This is a genomic window from Tamlana carrageenivorans, assembly GCF_002893765.1.
Taxonomy (GTDB): Bacteria; Bacteroidota; Bacteroidia; order Flavobacteriales; family Flavobacteriaceae; genus Pseudotamlana; species Pseudotamlana carrageenivorans.
In genome coordinates, this window is the sequence record NZ_CP025938.1 from 3,310,189 (window position 1) to 3,334,288 (window position 24,100).

Annotated in this window: 17 protein-coding genes; 12 read left to right on the forward strand and 5 right to left on the reverse strand. The window is 35.9% G+C overall.

Features of this window, described 5'->3' with window-relative positions:
• Nucleotides 1-87: 87 nt before the first annotated feature.
• Complete coding sequence (locus C1A40_RS14570; protein WP_199287716.1) at nt 88-2,808, reverse strand: putative LPS assembly protein LptD; 2,721 nt, start codon at nt 2,806-2,808, stop codon at nt 88-90.
• Between the two features lie 248 nt (nt 2,809-3,056).
• On the opposite strand from C1A40_RS14570, the gene C1A40_RS14575 reads away from it, so the two are divergent.
• The 7 genes from C1A40_RS14575 (at nt 3,057) to bshA (ending at nt 12,368) form a co-directional block, all read left to right on the forward strand.
• Complete coding sequence (locus C1A40_RS14575; protein WP_102996529.1) at nt 3,057-4,190, forward strand: N-acetylmuramoyl-L-alanine amidase family protein; 1,134 nt, start codon at nt 3,057-3,059, stop codon at nt 4,188-4,190.
• A 51-nt stretch (nt 4,191-4,241) separates the two neighbouring features.
• Nucleotides 4,242-5,189: an MlaD family protein gene (locus tag C1A40_RS14580; protein ID WP_158651379.1), complete on the forward strand. Its 948-nt coding sequence runs from the start codon at nt 4,242-4,244 to the stop codon at nt 5,187-5,189.
• A gap of 6 nt (nt 5,190-5,195) precedes the next feature.
• A complete protein-coding gene (locus C1A40_RS14585; protein WP_102996531.1) occupies nt 5,196-6,503 on the forward strand; it encodes a 4Fe-4S dicluster domain-containing protein in 1,308 nt (435 codons plus the stop codon).
• A gap of 162 nt (nt 6,504-6,665) precedes the next feature.
• The gene (locus tag C1A40_RS14590) at nt 6,666-7,457 is read left to right on the forward strand and encodes a (Fe-S)-binding protein (protein ID WP_102996532.1); all 792 of its coding nucleotides are present in this window, start codon (nt 6,666-6,668) and stop codon (nt 7,455-7,457) included.
• Nucleotides 7,458-7,598: 141 nt separating this feature from the next.
• Complete coding sequence (locus tag C1A40_RS14595) at nt 7,599-8,084, forward strand: ABC transporter ATPase (RefSeq protein WP_102996533.1); 486 nt, start codon at nt 7,599-7,601, stop codon at nt 8,082-8,084.
• Nucleotides 8,085-8,262: 178 nt separating this feature from the next.
• Entirely contained in the window at nt 8,263-11,178 is a 2,916-nt protein-coding gene (locus C1A40_RS14600) for a serine hydrolase domain-containing protein (protein ID WP_102996534.1), read from the forward strand.
• A 50-nt stretch (nt 11,179-11,228) separates the two neighbouring features.
• Nucleotides 11,229-12,368, forward strand: a complete 1,140-nt coding sequence (gene bshA / locus C1A40_RS14605) for an N-acetyl-alpha-D-glucosaminyl L-malate synthase BshA (protein ID WP_102996535.1) — start codon at nt 11,229-11,231, stop codon at nt 12,366-12,368.
• Between the two features lie 63 nt (nt 12,369-12,431).
• Here bshA and C1A40_RS14610 read toward each other — a convergent pair whose 3' ends face one another.
• Nucleotides 12,432-12,803, reverse strand: a complete 372-nt coding sequence (locus tag C1A40_RS14610) for a VOC family protein (RefSeq protein WP_102996536.1) — start codon at nt 12,801-12,803, stop codon at nt 12,432-12,434.
• 207 nt (nt 12,804-13,010) lie between these two features.
• Between C1A40_RS14610 and istA the strand changes: the two genes are divergently transcribed.
• Both istA and istB read left to right on the forward strand, forming a co-directional pair.
• Nucleotides 13,011-14,564 (forward strand): IS21 family transposase, encoded by a 1,554-nt coding sequence (gene istA / locus C1A40_RS14615; RefSeq protein WP_102994848.1) that lies wholly within the window; start codon nt 13,011-13,013, stop codon nt 14,562-14,564.
• Nucleotides 14,565-14,601: 37 nt separating this feature from the next.
• Nucleotides 14,602-15,342: an IS21-like element helper ATPase IstB gene (gene istB, locus C1A40_RS14620; RefSeq protein WP_102995327.1), complete on the forward strand. Its 741-nt coding sequence runs from the start codon at nt 14,602-14,604 to the stop codon at nt 15,340-15,342.
• Nucleotides 15,343-15,565: 223 nt separating this feature from the next.
• Here the strand turns inward: istB and C1A40_RS14625 are convergent, their stop codons facing one another.
• Nucleotides 15,566-16,534, reverse strand: a complete 969-nt coding sequence (locus tag C1A40_RS14625) for a hypothetical protein (protein ID WP_102996537.1) — start codon at nt 16,532-16,534, stop codon at nt 15,566-15,568.
• A gap of 134 nt (nt 16,535-16,668) precedes the next feature.
• Nucleotides 16,669-17,100 carry a hypothetical protein gene (locus C1A40_RS14630; protein WP_102996538.1) on the reverse strand — a complete coding sequence of 144 codons (432 nt, stop codon included), beginning with the start codon at nt 17,098-17,100 and terminating at the stop codon, nt 16,669-16,671.
• A 114-nt stretch (nt 17,101-17,214) separates the two neighbouring features.
• Between C1A40_RS14630 and C1A40_RS14635 the strand changes: the two genes are divergently transcribed.
• The gene (locus C1A40_RS14635; RefSeq protein ID WP_102996539.1) at nt 17,215-20,130 is read left to right on the forward strand and encodes an FAD-binding and (Fe-S)-binding domain-containing protein; all 2,916 of its coding nucleotides are present in this window, start codon (nt 17,215-17,217) and stop codon (nt 20,128-20,130) included.
• A gap of 27 nt (nt 20,131-20,157) precedes the next feature.
• Here C1A40_RS14635 and C1A40_RS14640 read toward each other — a convergent pair whose 3' ends face one another.
• On the reverse strand, nt 20,158-20,988 hold the full coding sequence (locus C1A40_RS14640; RefSeq protein ID WP_102997230.1) for a UDP-2,3-diacylglucosamine diphosphatase: 831 nt from the start codon (nt 20,986-20,988) through the stop codon (nt 20,158-20,160).
• Between the two features lie 186 nt (nt 20,989-21,174).
• Between C1A40_RS14640 and aroC the strand changes: the two genes are divergently transcribed.
• Together aroC and C1A40_RS14650 are read left to right on the forward strand one after the other, a co-directional pair.
• Nucleotides 21,175-22,236 carry a chorismate synthase gene (aroC, locus tag C1A40_RS14645; RefSeq protein WP_102996540.1) on the forward strand — a complete coding sequence of 354 codons (1,062 nt, stop codon included), beginning with the start codon at nt 21,175-21,177 and terminating at the stop codon, nt 22,234-22,236.
• Between the two features lie 376 nt (nt 22,237-22,612).
• A complete protein-coding gene (locus tag C1A40_RS14650) occupies nt 22,613-23,938 on the forward strand; it encodes a dicarboxylate/amino acid:cation symporter (RefSeq protein ID WP_102996541.1) in 1,326 nt (441 codons plus the stop codon).
• Nucleotides 23,939-24,100 lie beyond the last annotated feature (162 nt).

Consider the following 24,100-nt stretch of genomic DNA (forward strand, 5'->3'; position numbering starts at 1 on the left):
GGATTTTTTTTCGCGTGTGATTAAATTTATAATTTAAAAATAGCAAAGAATCTTACTAGAAACAAAATTACAACCCATAAAAACAATTTATAATCTTAGGTCTTGCTGTCTTCGTTTTTCGTATTTCAGATCTTTTAGTATACTAGATTTTATACCGATAAAGAAATTCCAGGATTTGTAATCACCAAAAGGTGTCCAACTAAAATTCATACGCCAACTTAATAAATCACGTTCAAAACGTAGCTGGGTTGGGGTGAAACCAAGATTTTTAAAGTCGTAACCAGAAGAGGCTCCAATAGTCCATTTATCGGTTAATTGAATATCTCCAGAAAACATTAATGAATGTGATGATATTTCATTTTGCCTTTGCGCATTCGAGTAGTTCACCGCATAAGCCAGTCTTAAACTCCATGGTATTTTATGATGATAGAATGCTTCGGGTTCTTTCTCTTTATTATCATCAACTTCCCCCTTTTGCTGTGTCGCAAAATCTTCAGAAACCCCAAATAAATCATCGTCACGGCCGCCACCACGCAAGTTTTCTTCAAGATTCTTGTCGTTTAATCCTTTTTCGGCAGCACCTTTTCCCTTGTTTGAAAGTGACCAACTTGCAGTTAAATTTCCGCTAGTAAGTCTAAATAAACTCCCGCCATTTTCAATGTTAAACTTTTCAATTCGTTTATTGTTATTATCTAAAGCATAGGGATCCATAGTGGCTCCAAAGTTAATGCTAAGTTGGTTTTTAAACAGCTGTGTACCACCTGTCATACGCAAAGGACTCCATTTCAGGGAATCACCCGCGACATTATAGGACGTTGAAAAGTTTAAGTTATTTAATAAAACTACTTTTTTAGCCTCGGTGGCCGTACTGTCTTTATCGCGAACTTTAGCTTCAAAATTGTTCGACAACGAAAGCCCAACGGCACTGGAGAACGTTTTGTTTGGCTGACCAAAAATACTGTTTTCAAAACGGTTGTATTCCACATCAGCACTAGTATTTCCATCGGCATCAACCACTTCATAAGTGTCGTAATATTGATCGAAGTCCGGATTAATATTATAACTAACCGAAGGCCTCATAACATGCCTAATGGCTTTTATTTTACGGTCTTGGCCTTCCTTTTCAAAGTTAAACATCCCATAAACCGTTGTTCCCATACTGGTACTAAAATTGTAAGTTCTAAAGGAATCAAAACCATTTACCGTTTCAACAACTTCCTCTTCCTCAATAGGATCGTAATATTTGTTTATAGTTTTAAAAGTCCAAACCTCGTTATAACTGGTTCCTGCACTGAAGCTAAAATGTTTAAATAATTTGAAGTTAGTCGTTAATGGAACGGTGTGTTGAAACCCTGCTCTGGCTTCATCAAACATTTCTTTTTTAAAGAATAGCGAGTCGGTTGTTTCAATTCTATTTTCGGCTCTTAAGTTATATTGTAAATTGATATTTTGAATGATCCCTTTTTTGGAACCCGATTTTGATGCAAATGGGTACATTCTACCTATACTTCCTTGAAAAGTAGGTAAGGTCATGTTAATTTTTTCAGTTTGTGAGTTTTGTGTATGGGTGGCCGTTACACTATAATTAACCTGAGGTTCTCCTTGAAAAGTTTTGGAGTATGAAATCGAAGAGGACAAGGTATTGTTTAAGCGGTTACTCACATTAACTTGGTTGTTCGAAATTTGATAGTACTGGCTACTACCTAAGTTAACCGAGGCAGAAAATCGCGAACTCGGATTCGCCTTGGAATCCTGACTGTGAGACCATCTTAAGTTGTAAATGGTGCTATTCGCATAATCGGGAAAACCACGCTCACTAATAATGAGGTTCTCGTATCGGAAACCAAAATTACCTCGGTAACGGTAACGTTTAGCATAACTGCTTTCCATCCTCAAGGCATAACTTCCGTTCGTATAGTAATCTCCCAGTACGGTTAAATCGATATAATCACTTATAGCAAAATAATAACCACCATTCTGTAAAAAATAACCACGGTCGTTTTGTTCTCCAAAAGTAGGAATAATAACCCCGGAAGTTTGTTTATCACTTTGTGGAAAAAATCCAAATGGTAAACCTACAGGAGTGGGAACATCATATATAAATATGTTCGCTAATCCAGTTACAATTTTTTTGCCTGGAACAATTTTAGCTTTTCTTAATTTTATGTAATAATCAGGGTCTTCTAAGTCTTGAGCCGTAGTGTATTTAGCATCTTTTACAAAATATACCGAGTCGTTTTCTTTTTTAGTGATTTTTGATATGACCGTGCCTTCTCCTTGCTCTGTTTTGGAATTGTAAATAAGAGCTTTTTTAGATTTTGTATTAAAGAGAATAGAATCAGGCTCTACCACATTGGAGCCTTGTGTAAACACTGGTTTTTGTGTGTAATCTCCTAAGGAATCTGTGATGCCTTTGGCGTAAACGGTATTTTTAACATAATCGATCGTGATGTCACCAGCGGTAATGTTCATATCACCGTAAACAATTTTAGCTTGATTATATAAATATAGCTTATGCTCTTTGTGATTAAATTTGGAGTAATCTTCGGCGTGATAATTAACCCTATGCTCTAAAAAATCTTTTTTTGGTTTAATAGAATCGGTTATTGTGGAATCTTGAGTTTTTTTAGAAATTTCTTTAGCGTTCAGACTGTCTTTTGATACAACAAGCGTATCACGAAAGACAGGTTCAATGACCTTTCGGTCTATTTTTCTTCCCTGTCTAGGAATGTCTTGAGCGAAGCTAAACGTGTTTATAAACACTGTAAAACTTAGTGTAAAAAGTATTTTAAAGTTGTTTGTACGCAACGCTTTTAAATGTATTTTTGTAACGAATGGCTCAGTTTTTGAAAAGCCAAAATTACATATATTTTTTTGGGATTGATTTAATTATCAATTAAAAATTAAAAATTATAAATGCATGATATTTTGATGATGCAATAAATAGTGATTTTTAATGGTTTAAGCATGACAGATTATCGCGGTAGCCGAGTTTATTAATTATAAATTTTAAATGATTTTTTGTTCTTGCTAATAGTAAATATAGAATTTATCGGATGAAAACGTATAAAATATTACATTTCGTATTAACAATAGTAGTATTAACAGGTGCCATAAATGTTAATGGTTTTAACGACCTTCCTAAAAAGAAGTTTGTTGTCGTTTTAGATGCTGGGCATGGAGGTCATGATCCTGGTAATATGGGTAATGGCTTTAAAGAAAAAGAAATCGCATTAAATGTGGTTTTAAGAGTAGGTAAAATGCTCGAAAAAAATCCGGGTATTGAAGTGATTTATACAAGGAAGAGCGATAAGTTTATCGATTTATTTGTTCGAGGTAAAATTGCCAATGAAGCTAATGCCGATCTTTTTGTGTCTGTTCATTGTAACGCGCACGGTTCAACTGCACACGGAACCGAAACTTTTGTGTTAGGGACCCATAGAAACAATACGAATTTTGAAGTGGCTAAACGGGAAAACTCCGTGATTTTTATGGAGGAAGATTATCAAAAAAATTATGCAGGCTTCGATCCAAATTCGCCAGAATCGGTAATGAGCATTCTTTTAAGCCAGGAAGAGTATCTCGACCAAAGTATCATGTTAGCGAGTCTTATTCAAAATGCTTTCACCAATAATTTGAAACGTAAAAATCGTGGGGTAAAGCAAGCTGGATTTATCGTGTTACATCAAACGGTTATGCCAAGTGTATTGGTTGAAACTGGATTTTTAAGTTACAAAAAGGAAGGGGCTTATTTAAATTCTTCTAAAGGACAACAGCAAATCTCTCAGGCTATATATGATGCCATTTTAGAGTATAAAAATACTTTAGATAGCAGTGTGCAAGGGTATATGCCTTTAGATAATGCCATTACGGTAAAGGAAACTTCAGAAGCCCTTAAAACTATCGAACCCCAAACTATGGCTTCAAACGTTGTTTTTAAAGTCCAAATAGCTGCCAGTTCTAAACTTATAGAAAGTCAGCCCTATAATTTTAATGGGCTGCAGGGTGTTTCAGGATTAAAAGCAGGAAATTTATATAAATATTACTACGGTAATACTTCTAGCTATGAAGAAGTTAAGCGCTTAGAACAAGAGGCTAAATCTAAAGGATACCCTTCTAGTTTTATTGTGGCTTTTAAAGACGGAATTAAAACACCTTTAAGCGAAGCATTAAAATCAGTTACTAATTAGAGCGGTTCTTCATAAATATATATTAAATTTGTTGCTCTAAATCCATACATTTTGCAAATATCCAGAGAAGTAAAAACAGCCGTACTCGTAATTATAGGAATTATCCTTTTTGTTTTTGGTTTTAATTTTTTGAAAGGGCATAACTTGCTCGAAGAATCTAAAACCTATTATACAGAATTTAGCAATGTTGAAGGGTTGGTACCCTCAACACCGGTTACCATTAGTGGTTTAAGTGTTGGTAAAATTTCAAATATTACTTTTAAAGATGATGGGTCTGCAAATTTAGTTGTAGAGCTTTTAATTGATAATGATTTTAAATTTTCAAAAAATAGTACAGCCGAACTTTACGATACAGGCCTACTGGGCGGCAAAGCTATAGCTATTATCCCGGCTACCGATGGTGGTGAAAATGCAAAAAGCGGCGACGTTTTAAAAAGCCGTGTAAAAGAAGGCTTGGTGGATTTGGTAGGTGAAAAATTAGCACCTATTCAAGAACAAGCAAAAAATATGATAACCAATGCTAATATTTTAATTGGTGGTTTAAACGAGGTTCTTGATAAAGAAGGTAAAGAAAACCTTAAAAAAAGCATAGCAGATTTAAGTGTAACTATGAACGATTTAAAGAAATCGTCACATTCTTTAAATCAAATGGTTACCGGAAATCAAGCGCATTTGGATCATGTAATGGCTAATGCCGATAAAATAACAGCCAATTTTGCCGATGTGAGTCAAAAACTAGCCGATGCAAATTTAGCTCAAACTTTAGCTAGCTTAAATTCAGCTCTAAAAAGTTTCGACGGTTTAATGGCAAATCTTCAAAACGGAAAAGGCAGTTTAGGTAAACTTTTAAAAGATGACCAATTGTACAAGAATCTTGAGGAAGCTTCTAGTGAATTAGAAGAACTTATTAGGGATATCAAGTTGCATCCAAACAGATATACCAGAATCTTATCTAAAAGAGAAATTCCTTACGAACCAAACGAAGAAGAATCTAACTAATCGCATATGCAGTATTTGCCAAATATAATATTCGCTTTAGCACTTATTTTGGGCTTTGGGTATTTTGCCAAGAACGTAAAAAAAATCATCCGAAATATAAAATTAGGACAGGATGTAGATGTTAGCGATAACAAATCCGAACGTTTCAAAAACATGGCCCGTATTGCATTAGGGCAAAGTAAAATGGTTCGTCGCCCAGTTTCAGGTGTTTTACACATTGTTGTTTATGTGGGGTTTATCATCATTAACATCGAATTATTAGAAATTATAATTGACGGCCTTTTCGGTACACACCGTATATTTTCATTTTTAGGAAGCGCTTATGGTTTCCTAATCGGAACTTTTGAAGTCCTAGCCTTCCTTGTTTTCATTTCGGTAACCATTTTCTGGGTACGAAGAAACATCATCAAATTAAAGCGTTTCTGGAAAAGTGAGATGAAAGGTTGGCCAAAAAACGATGGGAATTTCATTCTGTATTTCGAAATGGTATTAATGTCCTTGTTTCTTATTATGAATGCTACCGATGTGCATTTTCAAGCCATGAATTCAGGAAACGTTATTAGTCAATATATAGCACCTTTATTTAGCGGCTTATCAGAAACGACATTAGATAGTATCGAAAGAGGCGCGTGGTGGTTACATATTTTGGGCATTTTAGTGTTTTTAAATTATCTTTATTTCTCTAAACATCTTCATATTTTATTGGCTTTTCCAAATACCTATTATGGTAAATTGAAGCCTAAAGGACAGTTAAATAATTTAGAGGCAGTCACGAAAGAAGTGAAATTAATGATGGATCCTAATGCCGATCCCTTTGCTGCTCCCGAAGAAGGTGCCGAAGACGAAGTACCTGCCAAGTTTGGAGCTAGTGATGTACAAGATTTAAACTGGGTGCAATTATTAAGCGCCTATACCTGTACAGAATGCGGACGATGCACTTCGGCTTGTCCAGCAAATTTAACAGGTAAAAAGTTGTCCCCTCGAAAAATAATGATGGATACTCGTGATCGTTTAGAGGAAGTCGGTAAAAATATAGACGCTAATAACGGCGAATTTAAAGACGATGGTAAACAATTATTAGGTGATTATATCACACACGAAGAACTTTGGGCATGTACCACTTGTAACGCTTGTGTAGAAGAGTGCCCTGTAAGCATCGACCCATTGTCAATCATCCTAGAAATGCGACGTTATTTGGTTATGGAGCAATCTGCAGCACCTACAGAGCTTAATACCATGATGACCAATATCGAAAATAATGGCGCACCTTGGGCTTATAACCAAATGGACCGTTTAAACTGGAAAGACGAATAGTTATATAATTAGGGCGTTACCACAAGGGTCGGGCTTTCGCAAGTCGCTCTCGAAAATAGGAGCTCCAACAATTGCTCAATCCCTAACGCACACACACAACATAAAACAAAACCCCTACAAAGTTTTAAAAAAGTAGGCTTTTAAACTTTTAAACTCAAAAAGATGAGCGATTTACTCAAAGTGCCAACCATGGAAGAATTTATGGCGCAAGGAAAACAACCAGAAATATTATTTTGGGTTGGTTCTGCAGGTAGTTTTGACGATAGAGCTAAAAAAATATCTCGAGCATTTGTTAAGATATTAAACAAGGCTAATGTAGATTTTGCCGTATTAGGAACCGAAGAAAGCAATACTGGTGATATCGCTAAACGAGCTGGAAATGAGTTTTTATTTCAAATGCAAGCCGTAACTAATATAGAAGTGCTTGATGCTTACGGTATTAAAAAAATTGTAACCTGCGATCCGCATTCCTTTAATTGTTTAAAAAATGAATATCCTGGTCTGGGTGGCGTTTATGACGTTATTCACCATACCCAATATATCAATGAACTTATCGCTTCTGGTCGTTTAAAAGTTGAAGGCGATTTATACAAAGGCAAGAAAATTACGTTTCACGATCCTTGCTATTTGGGCAGAGCAAATAATGAATACGAAGCGCCTCGCGACGTTTTAAAGCAAACCAATGCCCAGCTTGTCGAAATGAAACGACATAAACGCACCGCTTTATGTTGTGGAGCAGGAGGTGCTCAAATGTTTAAAGAACCCGAAAAAGGCGATAAGGATGTAAATGTGCTTAGAACTGAAGATGCTCTAGAAACACGACCAGATATTATTGCTACGGGCTGTCCGTATTGTAATACCATGATGACCGATGGGGTAAAGGCTAAAGAAAAAGAAGCCGAGGTTGAAGTTTTGGATGTTGCAGAGCTTATTGCCAATACCTTAAACCTTTAATCCCTTTTTAAGAATATCCGTTATATTTAAAAAAACGCATACGTTCCGTTTTTTAAATGATAGTATAACACTTTTTTCAAGAAAGTTTTAACCAACTTTAGAGACCAATTAAATAATAATAAACATAAATTTCCATATACCATGTTAGTCGATTTTAGCAGCTTGCCAGAAGAATCTCGAGTTTGGATTTACCAAGCCAATCGTTCGTTTTCAGAAGAAGAATTAGAAGAAATTCAAGCCAAATTAAATACTTTTATTGAAAATTGGACGGCACATGGTAGCGATTTACATGCAGGATATACTATAAAATACAAACGCTTTATTATTATTGGTTTGGATCCATCACAGGCAAAGGCTACGGGTTGTTCTCTAGATAGTTCGGTGCATTTTATTCAGCAATTGGAAAAAGATTACAACGTCGATTTAATGGATAAAATGAATGTGTCTTATAAACAAGGGGAGTATGTAGCTTATAAATCCCTTACCGATTTTAGGAAAATGGCAAAAGATAAAGCGGTTTCAAAAAACACCATTGTATTTAATAATTTAGTGACCACAGTGGCCGAATTTAACGAAAGTTGGGAAGTCCCTGCAAGCGAGAGCTGGCATAGTCGTTTTGTTAAATAGTTGTAATGTATCTGCTTAAACTATAATACAAGTCCATTTCCCATATAAACGTGTTTTTAAATGGTAAATATTTAAGAACTTCTTTATAAATCTATCTTAAAGTCTTTTTATCTTCTTATTAAAAGTGGTATTTTGTCATAGTTTTTAAAACTACAAAATCCCTTATAAATTCACTTTTATGCGTCAGCTATTTAAATTTAGTTTTATTTGTTTATTTACAGTTTTAGGTTTCGCACAAAACACAAAAAACCCATTGTTATCCAAAGATGTTAAGTCTCAAAAAAAGTGGGTAGATAGTATTTATAATACCATGACTTTAGCCGAAAAAGTGGGACAGCTTTATATGGTTCAAGTGATGTCTAATGAAAGTGATGCCTCCAAGAAAAAGGTGATCGAAGATATTAAAAAACATCATATCGGTGGTATTATTTATTCAAAAGGAGGTCCATACAGACAAGCCAAATTAAATAACGAGTTACAAGCCATTTCTAAAGTGCCTTTACTTATTGGTATGGATGCCGAATGGGGCTTAAGTATGCGATTAGATTCTACCTACGCATTTCCTTGGAATATGACACTAGGCGCGATTAAAGACAACAAACTTGTTGAGCAAGTTGGTAAACATATTGGAGAGCACTGTAAACGTTTAGGCGTTCATTTTAATTTTGCTCCAGATGTCGATATCAATACAAACCCTAAAAATCCCATTATTGGAAATCGATCTTTTGGTGAAGACCGCTATAATGTTACCGATAAGGCTTCTGCTTTTATGAAAGGCATGCAAGGTGCTGGGGTTTTAGCAAATGCCAAACACTTCCCAGGGCATGGCGACACGTCTCAAGATTCACATAAAACACTACCTACAGTAGATTTTGATAAAGAACGTATCGAAGCTGTCGAGTTGTTTCCTTATAAACAATTAATTAAAGAAAAGCTTTCAAGTGTCATGGTCGCACACTTAAATGTGCCGAGTTTAGAGCCACGAGAAAACTACCCATCGTCTTTATCTAAAAAGATAGTTACAGGTATTCTTAAAGAAGAGTTAGGTTTTAAAGGTTTAATTTTTACCGATGCGCTAACCATGAAGGGAGCAGCTAATTTTAGTGAAACCGGTGATATTGATTTAGCAGCCTTTCAAGCAGGAAATGATGTAATGCTCATGTCTGAGGATGTTGGTATTGGTGTTGGTAAAATTATGGAAGCCTATCATAGTGGCGACATTAGCGAAGCGCGTTTAGAGCTTTCGGTGAAAAAAATACTTCAAGCAAAGTATAAGGTGGGCTTGAATAAATATTCACCAATTTCGTTGACTAATTTAGCTCAAGATTTAAACCGTTTGGAAGATGACATGCTTTATGAAGAGCTTATGGAAAATGCCATCACCATTGTAAAAAATGATAACAATTTACTGCCTCTGCAGGAACTGGAAACTAAGTCGGTAGCCTATGTGAAGTTAGGGGACGACTCAGGAACGGCTTTTTATGATGAACTAAAAAAATACATGAAAGTTCATGCGATTTCGGCCGATAATATTGGTGATTTACTGGGGAAATTACAAGCATATAATACAGTTATTATTGGTTTTCATCGTTCGAATGAAAGTCCGTGGAAATCTTATGAATTCAGCGAAGTGGAAAGCATCTGGATTGAAGAAATTGCAAAAAGACATACAGTGATTTTGGATGCTTTTGTAAAGCCTTATGCTTTAGCCGATTTAAAAAGCATCACCAATATTGAAAGTATTGTAGTGAGTTATCAAAATAGTGTTATTGCTCAGCAAAAATCGGCGCAACTTATTTTTGGAGCGTTTGGCTCTAAAGGGAAGCTACCTGTTAGTATTGGTAATTATTTCCCTGTAGATTTTGGTTTTCAAACACCAAATATTAAACGATTAGGATATACCATACCAGAACGTGTTGGTGTAAATTCTCAAAAGCTAGCTAAAATTGACGCTGTAGCCGAGTATGCCGTAAAAAAAAAAATGACGCCGGGTATACAACTTCTAGTCGCTAGAAAAGGCAAAGTCATTTACAATAAAAACTTTGGAAAGCATACCTATAAAGGAAAAGAGGAAGTGAGTTTTGACGATATCTATGATGTCGCATCGCTTACAAAAATATTAGCTACCCTGCCTTTAGTAATGGAGCTTGAAGAGAAGGGGCTTATTACTTTAGACACCAAACTTTCTGAAGTTTTACCCGATTATAAAAACTCCAACAAAAAGGATATAACCTTTAAGAGTATGTTGTCGCATTACGCACGTTTAAAACCTTGGGAGCCGTTTTATTACCATACTCTAGACAAAACAAAACATCCAAGCGAAAAATATTATAGAAAAACACAAAGTGACTCTTTTAATGTTGAAGTCGCTAAAAACTTGTTTATGCGTACTGATTATCAGGATTCTATTCCCGATATTATTCGAGATTCCGAGCTGCTAAAAAGGCTGACTTACCGATATAGTGACTTCCCGTATTATATTTTAAAGAAATTTATTGAGCAACATTACGACAGAACATTAGATCAATTAGCGAATTCGCATTTTTATGAACCACTGGGGGCTAATTATAGCACTTATAATCCTTATCATACCATAAGCAGTAAAAAAATTGTTCCAACAGAAGAGGATGATTATTTTAGATATCAAACCATTCATGGTTATGTGCATGATATGGGAGCAGCCATGCAAAATGGTATTGGTGGTCATGCAGGGCTGTTTAGTAATGCTAACGATGTGGCTAAAATAATGCAAATGTATTTGCAAAAAGGCTATTATGGTAATAAACGCTATTTTAAGGAAAAAACCTTCGATAAATTTAACACACGTTATTATTTAAAAAAAGAAAATAGGCGTGCTATCGGGTTTGATAAACCTCAATTATCGGGTAGCGGACCAACTTGTGGGTGTGTGCCTATGAGTAGCTTTGGGCACTCCGGGTTTACAGGAACCTATGCATGGGCAGATCCAGAAAATGAACTCGTTTATGTGTTTTTGGCTAATAGAACTTATCCGAGTTCCAAATCGAATTTGCTACTACGAGAGAATATTAGAACAGATATTCAAAAATTGATCTACGAAGCAATTGAAAATTAATATTTAAAATTTAAGAGCTTACTCTAACGTAAAGACTCATAATTGAAAACATGAAAATAGGTATAGTTTGTTACCCAACTTTTGGTGGAAGTGGCGTTGTGGCCACAGAATTAGGATTAGAATTGTCTAAACGTGGTCATGAAATTCATTTTATTACATACAATCAACCTGTTCGTTTAGATTTATTAAGTCATAATGTACATTACCATGAAGTTACGGTGCCTGAATACCCGTTATTTCATTACCAACCCTATGAACTTGCCTTGTCAAGTAAATTGGTTGATATGGTAAAGTTGCATAAAATTGAAATATTACATGTGCACTACGCCATTCCTCATGCTTATGCCGCTTATATGGCTAAGAAAATGCTCCAAGAGGAGGGGATTTATGTGCCTATTGTTACCACACTTCATGGTACCGATATCACTTTAGTGGGGAGCCATCCGTTTTACAAACCGGCCGTGACTTTTAGTATTAATAAATCTGATGCCGTAACTGCCGTTTCTCAAAGCTTAAAGGATGATACTTTACGCTTATTTGATATTAAAAAGGATATTCATGTTGTGCCTAATTTTATAGATTTAGAGAAATATAAAACCCATGGTATGCCCGATTGCCAGCGCGGTATGATGGCGAAAGAAAATGAAAAAATTATTACGCATATTAGTAATTTAAGGCCTGTTAAACGGGTTCAGGATGTGATTAGTGTGTTTTATAACATCCAAAAGGAGCTGCCCGCCAGATTAATGTTTATAGGTGAAGGACCTGAAAAAGAAAAAATTGAGCAGCAGTGCCGTGATTTGGGAATAGCTAATAAGGTCGTTTTCTTTGGGAAAAGTAATGAAATTGATAAAATTTTATGTTTTAGTGATTTATTCTTGCTTCCATCGCAAACCGAAAGCTTTGGTTTAGCAGCTTTAGAAGCTATGGCTTCTGGTGTGCCTGTTATTTCTAGTAATTCGGGAGGTATTCCTGAAGTTAATATTCATGGTGTATCAGGTTTTTTAAGCAATGTAGGCGATGTGGTCGATATGACTAAAAATGCTTTGGAAGTTTTACGTGATGATAATCTTTTAAAAACGTTTAAAGATAACGCCAGAAAAGAAGCTCTAAAATTCGATTTACACAATATAGTTCCTAAGTACGAAGCCATATATATGGATACCTTATCGAAATGTTTTGCGTTATAGTTAGCATTTTAAAATTCGATTTATAATTTAAATGGATAATAAATCTCTTGTGAGTTTATAGATCTATACATGCTGATCTATTAAAATGGTGTTTCCATCAGGATCTGTTAATACGATGCTGGCCGGGCCAGTTTTGGTTTCATCCGCTTCACTATTTAATGTGATATTTTTACTTTTAAGAGTTTGTTGAATGCTTCTAACATCATCAAAATCTTTTAATGTGTTAGCGTTTTCATCCCAACCTGGATTAAAAGTTAATATGTTGTTTTCAAACATGCCTTGAAACAATCCTATTAACGCATTGCCATTTTTCATGATGAGATAATTCATTTCTAAACTTCCCGCAAAAACGGAAAAACCTAGGATTTCATAAAAACTTTGTGATGTTTTAAGGTCTTTTACGTTTAAACTTACAGAAAATGCTCCAATTTTCATACTGTGTTGACTTTTAGTTTTCTATATGGCTAACACGGTTCGATTTGTGCCAGTGATTTCGGAGTTACTGTGCCGTTGATTTCGGTTTAAATTGTGCCACACGGAAATTGAGTTAGCTAAAAACGGTTTGATTTGTGCCAATGTTTCCGTTTCGATTTGTGCCACTTTAAGAGATCAAGTAATTACCTTATTGCTCTAAAAAGCGATATGGCCAACACACTTGATCCAATGGACCTAAAACAAATTATCAACTTAAAACAAGATGGTTATAGTAACCGTCAAATTGGAGCCACACTTGGCATTTCCCGCAACACTATAAATAGCTATATACACCTATTTAAAGGTAGTGGTTATAGTTTTAAGGAGTTATTAAAGCTAGACAACCACACCCTAGAAAAGCTCTTTACATCTCATACAACCATAAATAACAAACGCTATGATGAATTGATGTTTTATTTTGAAAGTATTAATAAGGCTCGGAACCACCCAGGATTTACTTTTTTGTACCACTACACAGAATATAGTCAAAAGGTTAAAGACCCTTATAGTTACACTCAATTCATGGAGCATTACCATCGTAAATATGCCAAGATCAAGGGATCTATGAAACTTGAACACGAGGCAGGGAAAGAGATGTTCGTGGACTTTGCTGGAAAAAAACTTCAGATAGTAGACAAAATCACAGGCGAGATACTTCCAGTAGAGGTCTTTGTTGCCATGCTCCCTAACAGTCAGTATACCTATGTTGAGGCTTGTATGAGCCAAAAGCGTGAAGATTTTATAAGTTGTTGCGAAAACGCCCTTCATTTCTACGGGGGAGTACCCAAGGCCATCGTATCAGACAATCTAAAATCAGCCGTTACCAGATCTAGTAGATACGAAGCTCAGGTTAACCGTAGTTTTAAAGACTTTGCCCGCCATTACAACTGCGTGGTCAATCCAACGCGTAGTTACTCCCCTCAAGATAAAGCGCTGGTGGAAAACGCGGTGCATCTAGCTTATCAACGGATTTATTATCCCCTTCGGGAAATGACCTTTTTTTCTTTAGCAGATCTAAACAAAGAGATAAAACTTCTGCTAGAGTGCTACAACAACCTATTATTCCAACGCAAAGAAGCTAGTCGTCTGGAGCTCTTCCAAAGCGTCGAACGAGAGTATCTAAAACCCTTAAGCAGTACACGCTACGAGATAAAAGAATATAGAAGAGCTAAGGTTCAGAAAATAGGCTATATCTATTTTTCACCAGATAAGACTTACTACAGCGTTCCATATCGTTACATTGGCAAGGAAACCACGCTACACTATACCAAAGGCATGGTAGAGGTGTATTATAATCAACAGCGCATAGCTATACACCAACGTAGCGGTTCCAAAGGCGCATACATAACCAACAAGGATCACCTTAGTAGTTCTCATAAACAATACAGCCAGTGGAGTCCGCAATACTTTAAGAACAAGGCAGCTGTCCATGGTAGTTATGTTGCAGCATGTGTCGAGCGGATTATTGCTGCGTTGGATTATCCTGAAACAGGGTATAAAAGAGCTATGGGCGTTATACAACTCCATAAGTCTTATGGCTCCCAAAGGTTAGATAATGCTTGCAAAAGAGCCATACAGGCTGATGCTGTAAGCTACAACAGGATAACCAACATACTGAAGAATAATCTAGATCAAAGCTCCTTATTCCTACAAGAAGAAACAGACCGAGGTTCTCATATCCCCAAGCATGCGAACATCCGTGGGGCATCCAATTATAAGTAAAAACAACACGAAAAAATCACTTAAATTTTATACATATATGAATACAAATCACACCATCGAAAAACTCAGAAAAATGAGATTAACAGCTATAGCTGAACTCCATCACAACCACCTTAGTGATAACCGAATAGAGTGTCTTACGCCAGATCAATATCTAGCATTGCTTACCGATCACCAATGGGAAGACCTTCAGAATAGAAAGATAAAAAGGCTTACAACGCAAGCAGCCTTTAAGCAGGGAGCTACACTTACAGATATTAATTACCTGCACAACAGAAGCTTGGACAGAAATATGTTCGAGCGTTTGGCTACTCTAGATTTTGTACAAAAAAAGGAAAACTTGATTATCACAGGATCCTCTGGAGTGGGTAAAAGTTATATAGCTCAGGCATTGGGACATCAAGCTTGTATGATGAATAAAAGAACCCTATACACAAATACTGCTAGACTGATGAAACGATTAAAACTAAGTAAAGTAGATGGCACTTACCTTAAAGAACTTGCAAAACTATTAAAAGTAGATCTGCTTATCCTTGATGATTTTGGTTTACAGAGCTTCGACAATCAGAACAGAGAGGCGCTTATGGACATAATCGATGAAAGACATGATAAAAAAGCAACGATTGTAGCTTCACAAATACCTGTATCCGCTTGGTACGATATTATCGGCGAAAGCACTATCGCTGATGCGATACTAGATCGTATTGTAAATTCATCGCATAGGATAAACCTTACTGGAGAATCCTTGAGAAAAGGTAAGTTGAAAGAACAGTATTAATTAAATTTAACTATTATTGTATGATCTCTTAAAGTGGCACGGTTTGACCGAAATACTTGCCATGGTCACTCCGAAATAGCCACTATAAAGTTACAAATAATAAATTTTTATTGATAAAACAAAAAAGCTGCTTAAAAACAGTAAATCTAAAAAAGTATAGATTTACTGTTTTTAAACAACTTATTTATTAAACTAGTATCACCACAAATGGGTTAGGGTAGTTCTAATATTCGGAAATATTTGTAACTTCAAACAACTTTCCAGCTTCACCATTTTTAAGCTTGTAACTTACTTGTCTTGTTTTGCTACCAACAGGGAAACGTTGTCCTAGTGTAGTTTCTATTAATGAAAATTCATCACCACCATTATACCCTTCATTAATTTTAGAGTTTTCACTAACCGGAGGGAAATAAATAGGAATCATAGAGCTTTTTTTCAATGTAGAAAAAGCAATAACATTCCCTTTTCCTTGATTTTCTATGAAAACCACAACCTCTGGCGAACTATCAGAATCTAAATCTTCTACTTGAGCATCAACAACATCACCTTTAAAGCTTGTAACTTGTGGGTTTCCGTGGTTTTCGTTTAATCCAAAGGCATTTACAGTTAACTCCGTTTCGCCTCCTTTATGTATGGCAGTGACATTAAATCCGATGTCTTGTAATCTTAATATTTTCGTGTATAGGGTTTTGTCAATTTGTGAAGGATCTAATTCACCATCAAATTTTGAATAGTCACCAGCAAAAGTAGCGCCGCCAGAACAATAGAAATAAAGAGCAGTTTCATCTTCTGCGTTTTCAGTACCAATGTTCAAGTTACCATCATTGAAAGTAAACAAGACGGTTTTTTCACTAACATTTGCAGCATAAACCCCGTCACTTTTTTTAGTGGCTTTAGTGTCAAAGGTACAGGTTGCCTTTTTCTTATCCACTCGAGATCTTACCTTTACATAAATCGTATTTTCATCTATTTGGTTTACAATTACAGCCCCCCAATCATAACCTTCATTTCGCTGAATATAGTCTTCTGTAATATAGTTTCCAGAAACATTGTCGGTGGCAGCGGCTGTGGGTTTTTCTACTTCTGCTACCTTATTCGTTTCTTCAACAGTCTGGTTTTGTCCTTTATTGTCTTTACAACTTGTTAGGGTGATAACAGTTAAAAGCAAAATTAAAAATTTGTTTGTTTTCATAATCTTAACAGTTAATTGCCATTCATAATTTAAATTGTTTAAAAAAATGAAACTGCTTAAAGCGTTATTGGTTTAAAAGCTATAATATAAATTGAACTAATAGCGCTTTAAACAGCCTCTTTATACATGTTATTTTACAATTTCATAGTCACACCAACAGAGGGAATAATATTAACGGTACCTCCTGCAATTTCGGCATAAACACCCCATTTTTCATTCCAGAACCATCGGCCACCTACTTGAAGACCTATGTCAAAATCACTGCTTTCTGAATCTTTGTCTCCGGTATAAATACCATACCCTGCATTAGCACCACCGTAAACATCCCAAGCATCATCAGTAATTCCGAAAATATGATCAAAATAATAATTGACTTTCACTCCAACGGTCATCCAGTCTAAATCAAAATTTGTAGCTACACCAGGAGCGATCGTGATGTCTTTATGTACAGGAATTTCATAATTAATACCAATTAGTCCAAAGTTTAATTCTTTTCTTGCTTGTGCAAATACACTAGAAACACTGAGCAGAAGTGCAAGCACAAATAAAAATGTAAATTTTTTCATATGTTTTAAGTTTTTAAGTTATACTATAAATATACATTAATTTTATTATATTTCTTACTTGCAAAATTTAATAGCTGGTGTAAATTCTAATAGACCAAACTAAGACTTAATAATATGACGCTAAGTGATTTAAAGAAGGAATTGTCGGGGGAGCTTTTATATGACGATTTAATAAGAGCGATTTATGCCACCGATGCCTCGGTTTATAGGAAATTACCACAAGCTGTTGCATATCCCAAAAATACCGATGATATTAAAAAGCTTATTCAGTTTGCTAAAAAAACAGAAAGTACATTAATCCCCAGAACAGCAGGAACTTCATTAGCAGGGCAATGTGTTGGAAATGGTATTGTTGTCGATGTTTCAAAACACTTTACCAGTATTTTAAAAATAAATGAAGTTGCCAAAACCGTAACGGTGCAACCAGGCGTTGTAAGAGATGAGCTTAATTTATACCTTAAACCTTATGGTTTGTTTTTTGCACCAGACACCTCAACATCTAATCGTTGTATGATAGGTGGTATGGTTGGTAACAACTCCTCCGGAACCACATCTATACAATTTGGAGTCACTAGAGATAAAGTTTTAGAATTAAAAACCATATTAAGTAATGGCGATGAGGCGGTTTTTGGAGCCTTAACTAGTGAGCAATTTCATGAAAAATGCCGTTTGAACACTTTAGAAGGGCAGATTTATAAATCCATTTTTGATGAATTAGAACCCGAAGCGGTTCAAAAGCAAATTCATGAGAATTTCCCAAAGCCAGAAATACACCGTAGAAATACAGGCTATGCCTTAGACATGTTAATCGATTCTGAGGTGTTTAATGATTCAAATAAGTCTTTTAACTTTTGTAAACTACTTTCAGGAAGTGAAGGCACCTTGGCTTTTACGACCGAAATCACATTAAAATTGGATGAATTACCACCAAGTGAGCGCATTATGGTGGCAGCGCATTTTAAAACCATCGAAGATTCGTTAACCGCAGTAACCACTTGTATGAAACACCATTTATACATGTGTGAAATGATGGATAAAACGATTTTAGATTGTACAAAAAACAATTTGAAGCAGCTGGAAAACAGGCAGTTTATTGTTGGTGATCCTGAGGCTATTTTAATGTGTGAACTAAAAACAGATTCCCGAGAAGCGGTTTTGGAAGCTGCCAATCAATTGGTAAATTCCCTAACGCTTGAAGGGTTGAGCTATGCCAACGTAGTACTTTTTGATGACGATATCGATAAAGCCATCGAGCTGCGTAAAGCGGGATTAGGATTATTGGGGAATATTATTGGCGATAATAAATCGGCCGCCTGTATAGAAGATACAGCGGTAACCTTACCAGATTTTGCCAATTATATCAATGAATTTACAGCCATTATGGATGGCTACAAGCAAAAAGCCATTTACTATGCACATGCGGGAGCTGGAGAATTGCATTTGCGCCCGGTTTTAAATTTGAAGCTTAGTAAAGATGTCAAGCTTTTTAGACAAATAACCACCGATGTGGCGCATCTGGTAAAGAAATATGGCGGATCTATGTCTGGGGAACACGGCGATGGTATTGTTCGTGCCGAGTTTATCCCGTTAATTATAGGTGAGGCTAATTATGAGATTGTAAAACGCATAAAAACAGTTTTTGATCCCGAAAATATATTCAATCAAGGCAAAGTAGTGGATGCTTTCCCGATGGATGAATCGCTACGTTATGAGGCTGATCGTGTGGAACCTGAGATTGAAACGCTTTTAGATTTTTCTCATTCAGAAGGCATTTTACGTCAGGCGGAAAAGTGTAATGGTAGTGGCGATTGCCGAAAATCTCCAGAAATGGGAGGAACCATGTGTCCAAGTTATCGCGCCACAAGAAATGAAAAAGATTCTACCCGTGCGCGTGCCAACGCTTTGCGTGAGTTTTTAACCCATACCAAAACTGGCGAAAATCCTTTTGATCATAAGGAATTGAAAGAGGTTCTGGACCTGTGTTTAAGCTGTAAAGCCTGTTTAAATGAATGTCCAAGTACCGTGGATATTTCGGTGATGAAAGCCGAATTTCTGTATCAGTACCAAAAGGAACATGGTACAGATTTACGAACAAAACTTTTTGCTTACAACAATAAAGTGAATTCGTGGACTTCAGGAGTTTCTAAGCTGACTAATTTTTTCTTCGAAAATGAAGCTACTTCAAAAGTCATTAAAAACATATTAGGTATTGCTCCCGAAAGGAGTATGCCTTTGTTGTCTTCTAAAAGTTTACAGAACCATATTAAAGCTTTACCAGCTCAATCCTCTAGTCCAAAAAAATATATTAAAACGGTTTATTTGTTTGTCGACGAGTTTACCAATTTCTTGGAATCGTCTATTGGTGTAGATGCCATAAACTTATTACAGGCCTTAAATTATAAGGTTGAATTTGTAAACCACGTCGAATCGGGGAGGGCTTTTATTTCAAAGGGTTTTCTAGATCAGGCAAAAAAATGTGCTGTACAAAATGTGGCTGTTTTTAAAGATTTAATATCAGAAGAAACCCCTTTGCTGGGTATTGAGCCTTCAGCAATTTATACCTTTAAAGATGAATATTTGATGCTGGCTTCTGATAAAACTTCAGCTAAAAAAATAGCGAAACATACTTATATTATTGAAGATTTTTTACTGCAGGAGCTTGAAAAAGGGCAAATTTCAGCAGAACAATTTAATTCAGAATCTAAAACGATTAAAATCCATGCCCATTGTCATCAAAAAGCACTGAGTAATCAAATGTCAACTTTCAAACTCTTAAATCTTCCTAGAAATTATAAGGCGACCATTATTCCAAGTGGTTGCTGTGGTATGGCGGGAAGTTTTGGTTTTGAAAAGGAGCATTACGAAGTAAGTATGCAAGTTGCCGAACAAACCTTGCTTCCAGCAGTTCGTAAGGCTCCAGTTAATACTATAATTGCAGCCAATGGTACAAGTTGCAGACATCAAATTAAAGATGGGGCAGAACGCGAGGCGAAGCATCCTATAACAATCTTAAGCGAGGCTGTGTTGTAGTTTTTTTGAGGTTTTTTCTGTATAAAATTATCCTTGACCAACAATCGTTATAGCGGCAATTAAATCTTTAACCTCCATTTCGGCAAAATCGTCGTGAACAATGAATGGTGCTAATTTATCGTTGTTAAAATTGTAGATTTTCCAACGTTTAAATTGATACTCTAAAGCAGTGAAATTTTCAACCCAGTCTCCCGAATTAAGGTAAGTGGTGCTACCTTGTTTGGTTTCTACGTAGGTCATTTTAGGCTGATGGATATGCCCGCAAATCACATAGTCATAACCCTTTTCAATAGCAATTTCAGCAATAACTTTTTCGTAATCATTTATATATTTAACAGCACCTTTAACCCCGTTTTTTACTTTTTTTGAGAGCGAAAAGCGTTCTTTTCCTCGTTTTTCTAAATACCAGTTTACCATTTTGTTAAGAAGCGTTAACAGGTCGTAACCGTAACCGCCAAGTTTCGCAAGCCATTTAGCATTTTGGATAGAAATATCGAATACATCGCCGTGAAAAAACCAAGCTTTTTTACCGTCTAAGTCTAACACGGCTTTATCTACTATAGAAATATTTCCAATGGTGGTATCTCTAAATTTTCGTAGCATCTCATCATGGTTTCCTGTAATATAAATCACTTCTACACCATTGGCTGCCATAGACATGATTTTTTTAATGACTTTTAAGTGTGGTTTCGGGAAGTAACGCTTACTAAACTGCCAAATATCAATAATATCACCATTAAGGATGAGCTTTTTTGGGGCAATACTATTAAGGTAAGTTAGTAAGTGTTTGGCATGGCATCCGTATGTGCCCAGATGCACATCGGAAATAACGGCAATTTCTATTTTTCTTTTAATAATCAACAGCTTTAAATTGTTTGGGTAAATAACATGTTTTAGTGTTATTTGGATATTAATGTATAATTATCTAATTATCAGAATATTGTTAATTCTCTGTTAAGCCTTACCTGTAATTATTAATTCGCATTATGTTTTTTAGTTTTCGTATTTCTAAGAATAGATTTACATTAGCAAAAAATATGTATTATGGCTGGTAATTCCTTTGGAAAACTATTTAACTTAACGACTTATGGTGAATCACACGGACCTGCATTAGGGGGTGTTATTGATGGCTGTCCTGCTGGAATCGAATTAGATTTAGAGGCTATACAAAATGAATTGGATAGACGTAAACCAGGGCAATCGGCTATTGTAACACAACGTAAAGAACCGGATACCGTAAAATTTCACTCGGGGATTTTCGAAGGCGTTACAACAGGAACTTCTATAGGTTTTGTTATAGAAAATACCAACCAAAAATCTCACGATTATTCACATATTAAAGACAGTTACCGTCCGAGTCACGCCGATTATACCTACGACAAAAAATATGGTGTTCGCGATTATCGTGGTGGCGGACGTAGTTCAGCACGTGAAACCGCATGTCGTGTGGTAGCGGGAGCTATTGCCAAGCAAGTCTTAAAAGATGTTGAAATTACCGCTTATGTGTCTGGCGTAGGAACCATGCAACTTAATAAGCCTTATAACGAACTAGATTTAACAAAAATAGAATCTAACATTGTACGTTGTCCAGATCAAGAAATGGCGGCCAAAATGGAAACTTACATTAAAGAAGTTCGCGGAAAAGGAGATACCGTTGGTGGTATTGTTAGCTGTGTGATAAAAAATGTACCTGTAGGTTTAGGCGAACCTGTTTTCGATAAGCTACATGCCGAGCTAGGTAAAGCGATGCTGTCTATAAACGCCGTTAAAGGCTTTGAATATGGTAGTGGTTTCCACGGAAGCACCATGTATGGTAGCGATCATAACGATAAGTTTAACAACGATGGTTCAACAAAAACCAACTATTCTGGAGGTATTCAAGGCGGCATAAGTAACGGCATGGATATTTATTTCAACGTGGCTTTCAAGCCTGTGGCTACGCTTATTCAGAAATATGAAACTATAGATAAAGCCGGTAATACTGTAGAAATGCAAGGTAAAGGGCGCCACGATCCATGCGTTGTACCTCGTGCCGTGCCTATTGTAGAAGCTATGGCTGCTTTGGTTTTAACCGATTTCTTTCTCATTAATAAAATGTATCATTAGTAGCTGTTTCCCGCTTTCCACTATATCTTTTTTTTGCTGAATTTGTTTCAGTATCTTATTATGTGTGAGTACATACAATTTAATTAAAGCTTTAATCGAAATATAAGCTTTAGCACAAAAAAGGATGCCGTTTCAATCGGGGCTAGGCTTGTTTGTGTCATTATAGCAAATTATCAAGGTTGGTTTGGGTTTACTTAGGTAACTCTATTAACTTATACTATTTCAATAGGGTACGCTGTCTTTTAATATGAAATCTTTAGGTTTTTTCATACTGTTTAAAACACATAATCGATTCGGGATTTAGATTTCCAATATTTCGAATTCCAAAAAAATTAAAAATACTTATCTTGCTCACTACTTAGAAAGAACATAGCAAATGAAGAAACTAGCATTACATTGGAAGATTATTATAGGAATGGTTTTAGGAGTCATATTTGGCTTCATAATGAATTCTATTAATGGAGGAAAGGGGTTTGTATCAGACTGGATAGCGCCTTTTGGAACCATATTTATTAATCTTCTTAAGCTTATTGCAGTGCCTTTAATTTTAGCTTCTTTAATTAAAGGAATTTCAGATTTAAAAGATATTTCTAAAATTAAATCCATGGGACTACGTACCATTGGGATTTATATAGCCACCACTTTAGTGGCTATTGTTATAGGTTTAAGTATTGTTAACGTGGTGAAACCTGGAGAAGGTATGCCTCAGGACACCATCGAAAAAATTAAACAAAAATACGAGAACGATGCGGGAGTTACCGATAAACTCATGAAAGCAAGTGCTCAAAAAGATGCCGGGCCTTTACAAGCTTTGGTCGATATATTTCCGAGTAACATTTTTCAATCTTTTGCCGAAGCTTCCATGCTTCAAATCATATTTTTCGCACTATTTGTTGGTGTGTGTTTGTTGTTAATAGGCGAAAAGAAAGCCAAGCCTTTGGTGGATTTTTTCGATTCCCTCAACGATGTGGTCATGAAAATGGTAGATCTTATCATGCTTTTTGCGCCTTATGCGGTTTTCGCTTTATTAGCAAACGTTATTATTGCTTTCGACGATGTAGAGATTTTAATAAAACTGCTTTTTTATGCTTTCTGTGTAATTGGCGGTCTTTTATTAATGATTTGTTTCTATCTACTTTTAATAGGGGTGTATGTTAAAAAATCACCCATGTGGTTCTTAAAACAAATAAGTCCGGCGCAATTATTAGCCTTTTCTACCAGTAGTAGTGCTGCAACACTTCCTGTAACCATGGAGCGAGTTGAAGAGCATTTGGGAGTCGATAAAGAAGTATCTGGTTTTGTACTGCCTGTTGGAGCGACTGTAAATATGGACGGAACCAGTTTGTATCAAGGAATTGCGGCGGTTTTTATCATGCAGGTTATATGGCCAGAAGGCTTAACATTTTCAAATCAGTTAGTTATCATCGCTACAGCTTTGTTAGCTTCTATTGGAAGTGCTGCCGTTCCAAGCGCAGGTCTAGTGATGTTGGTTATTGTATTAGAATCTATTGGCTTTCCAGCGGAATTATTACCCATTGGAATCGCTTTAATTTTTGCGGTAGATCGCCCTTTAGACATGCTTAGAACCGTTGTAAACGTTACTGGTGATGCAACTGTCGCTATGCTTGTGGCAAAATCGTTAGGAAAGCTGCACGACCCCAAACCCAAAGAATGGGATGATAATTATGAGGCGGTTAAGTGATTTTGAAAGTTAGAAGTTAGAAGTTAAAAGTTAAAAGTGGAAAGTGGAAAGTTGGGAGTAAGCGATAAGCGTTATGTTTTATGCTGTATGCTATAAGTTGAAAACTAGTGACGAATAACTCATAAAACGTAGTGTTTCTAGACTGTTTAAAGGGAAAACAAA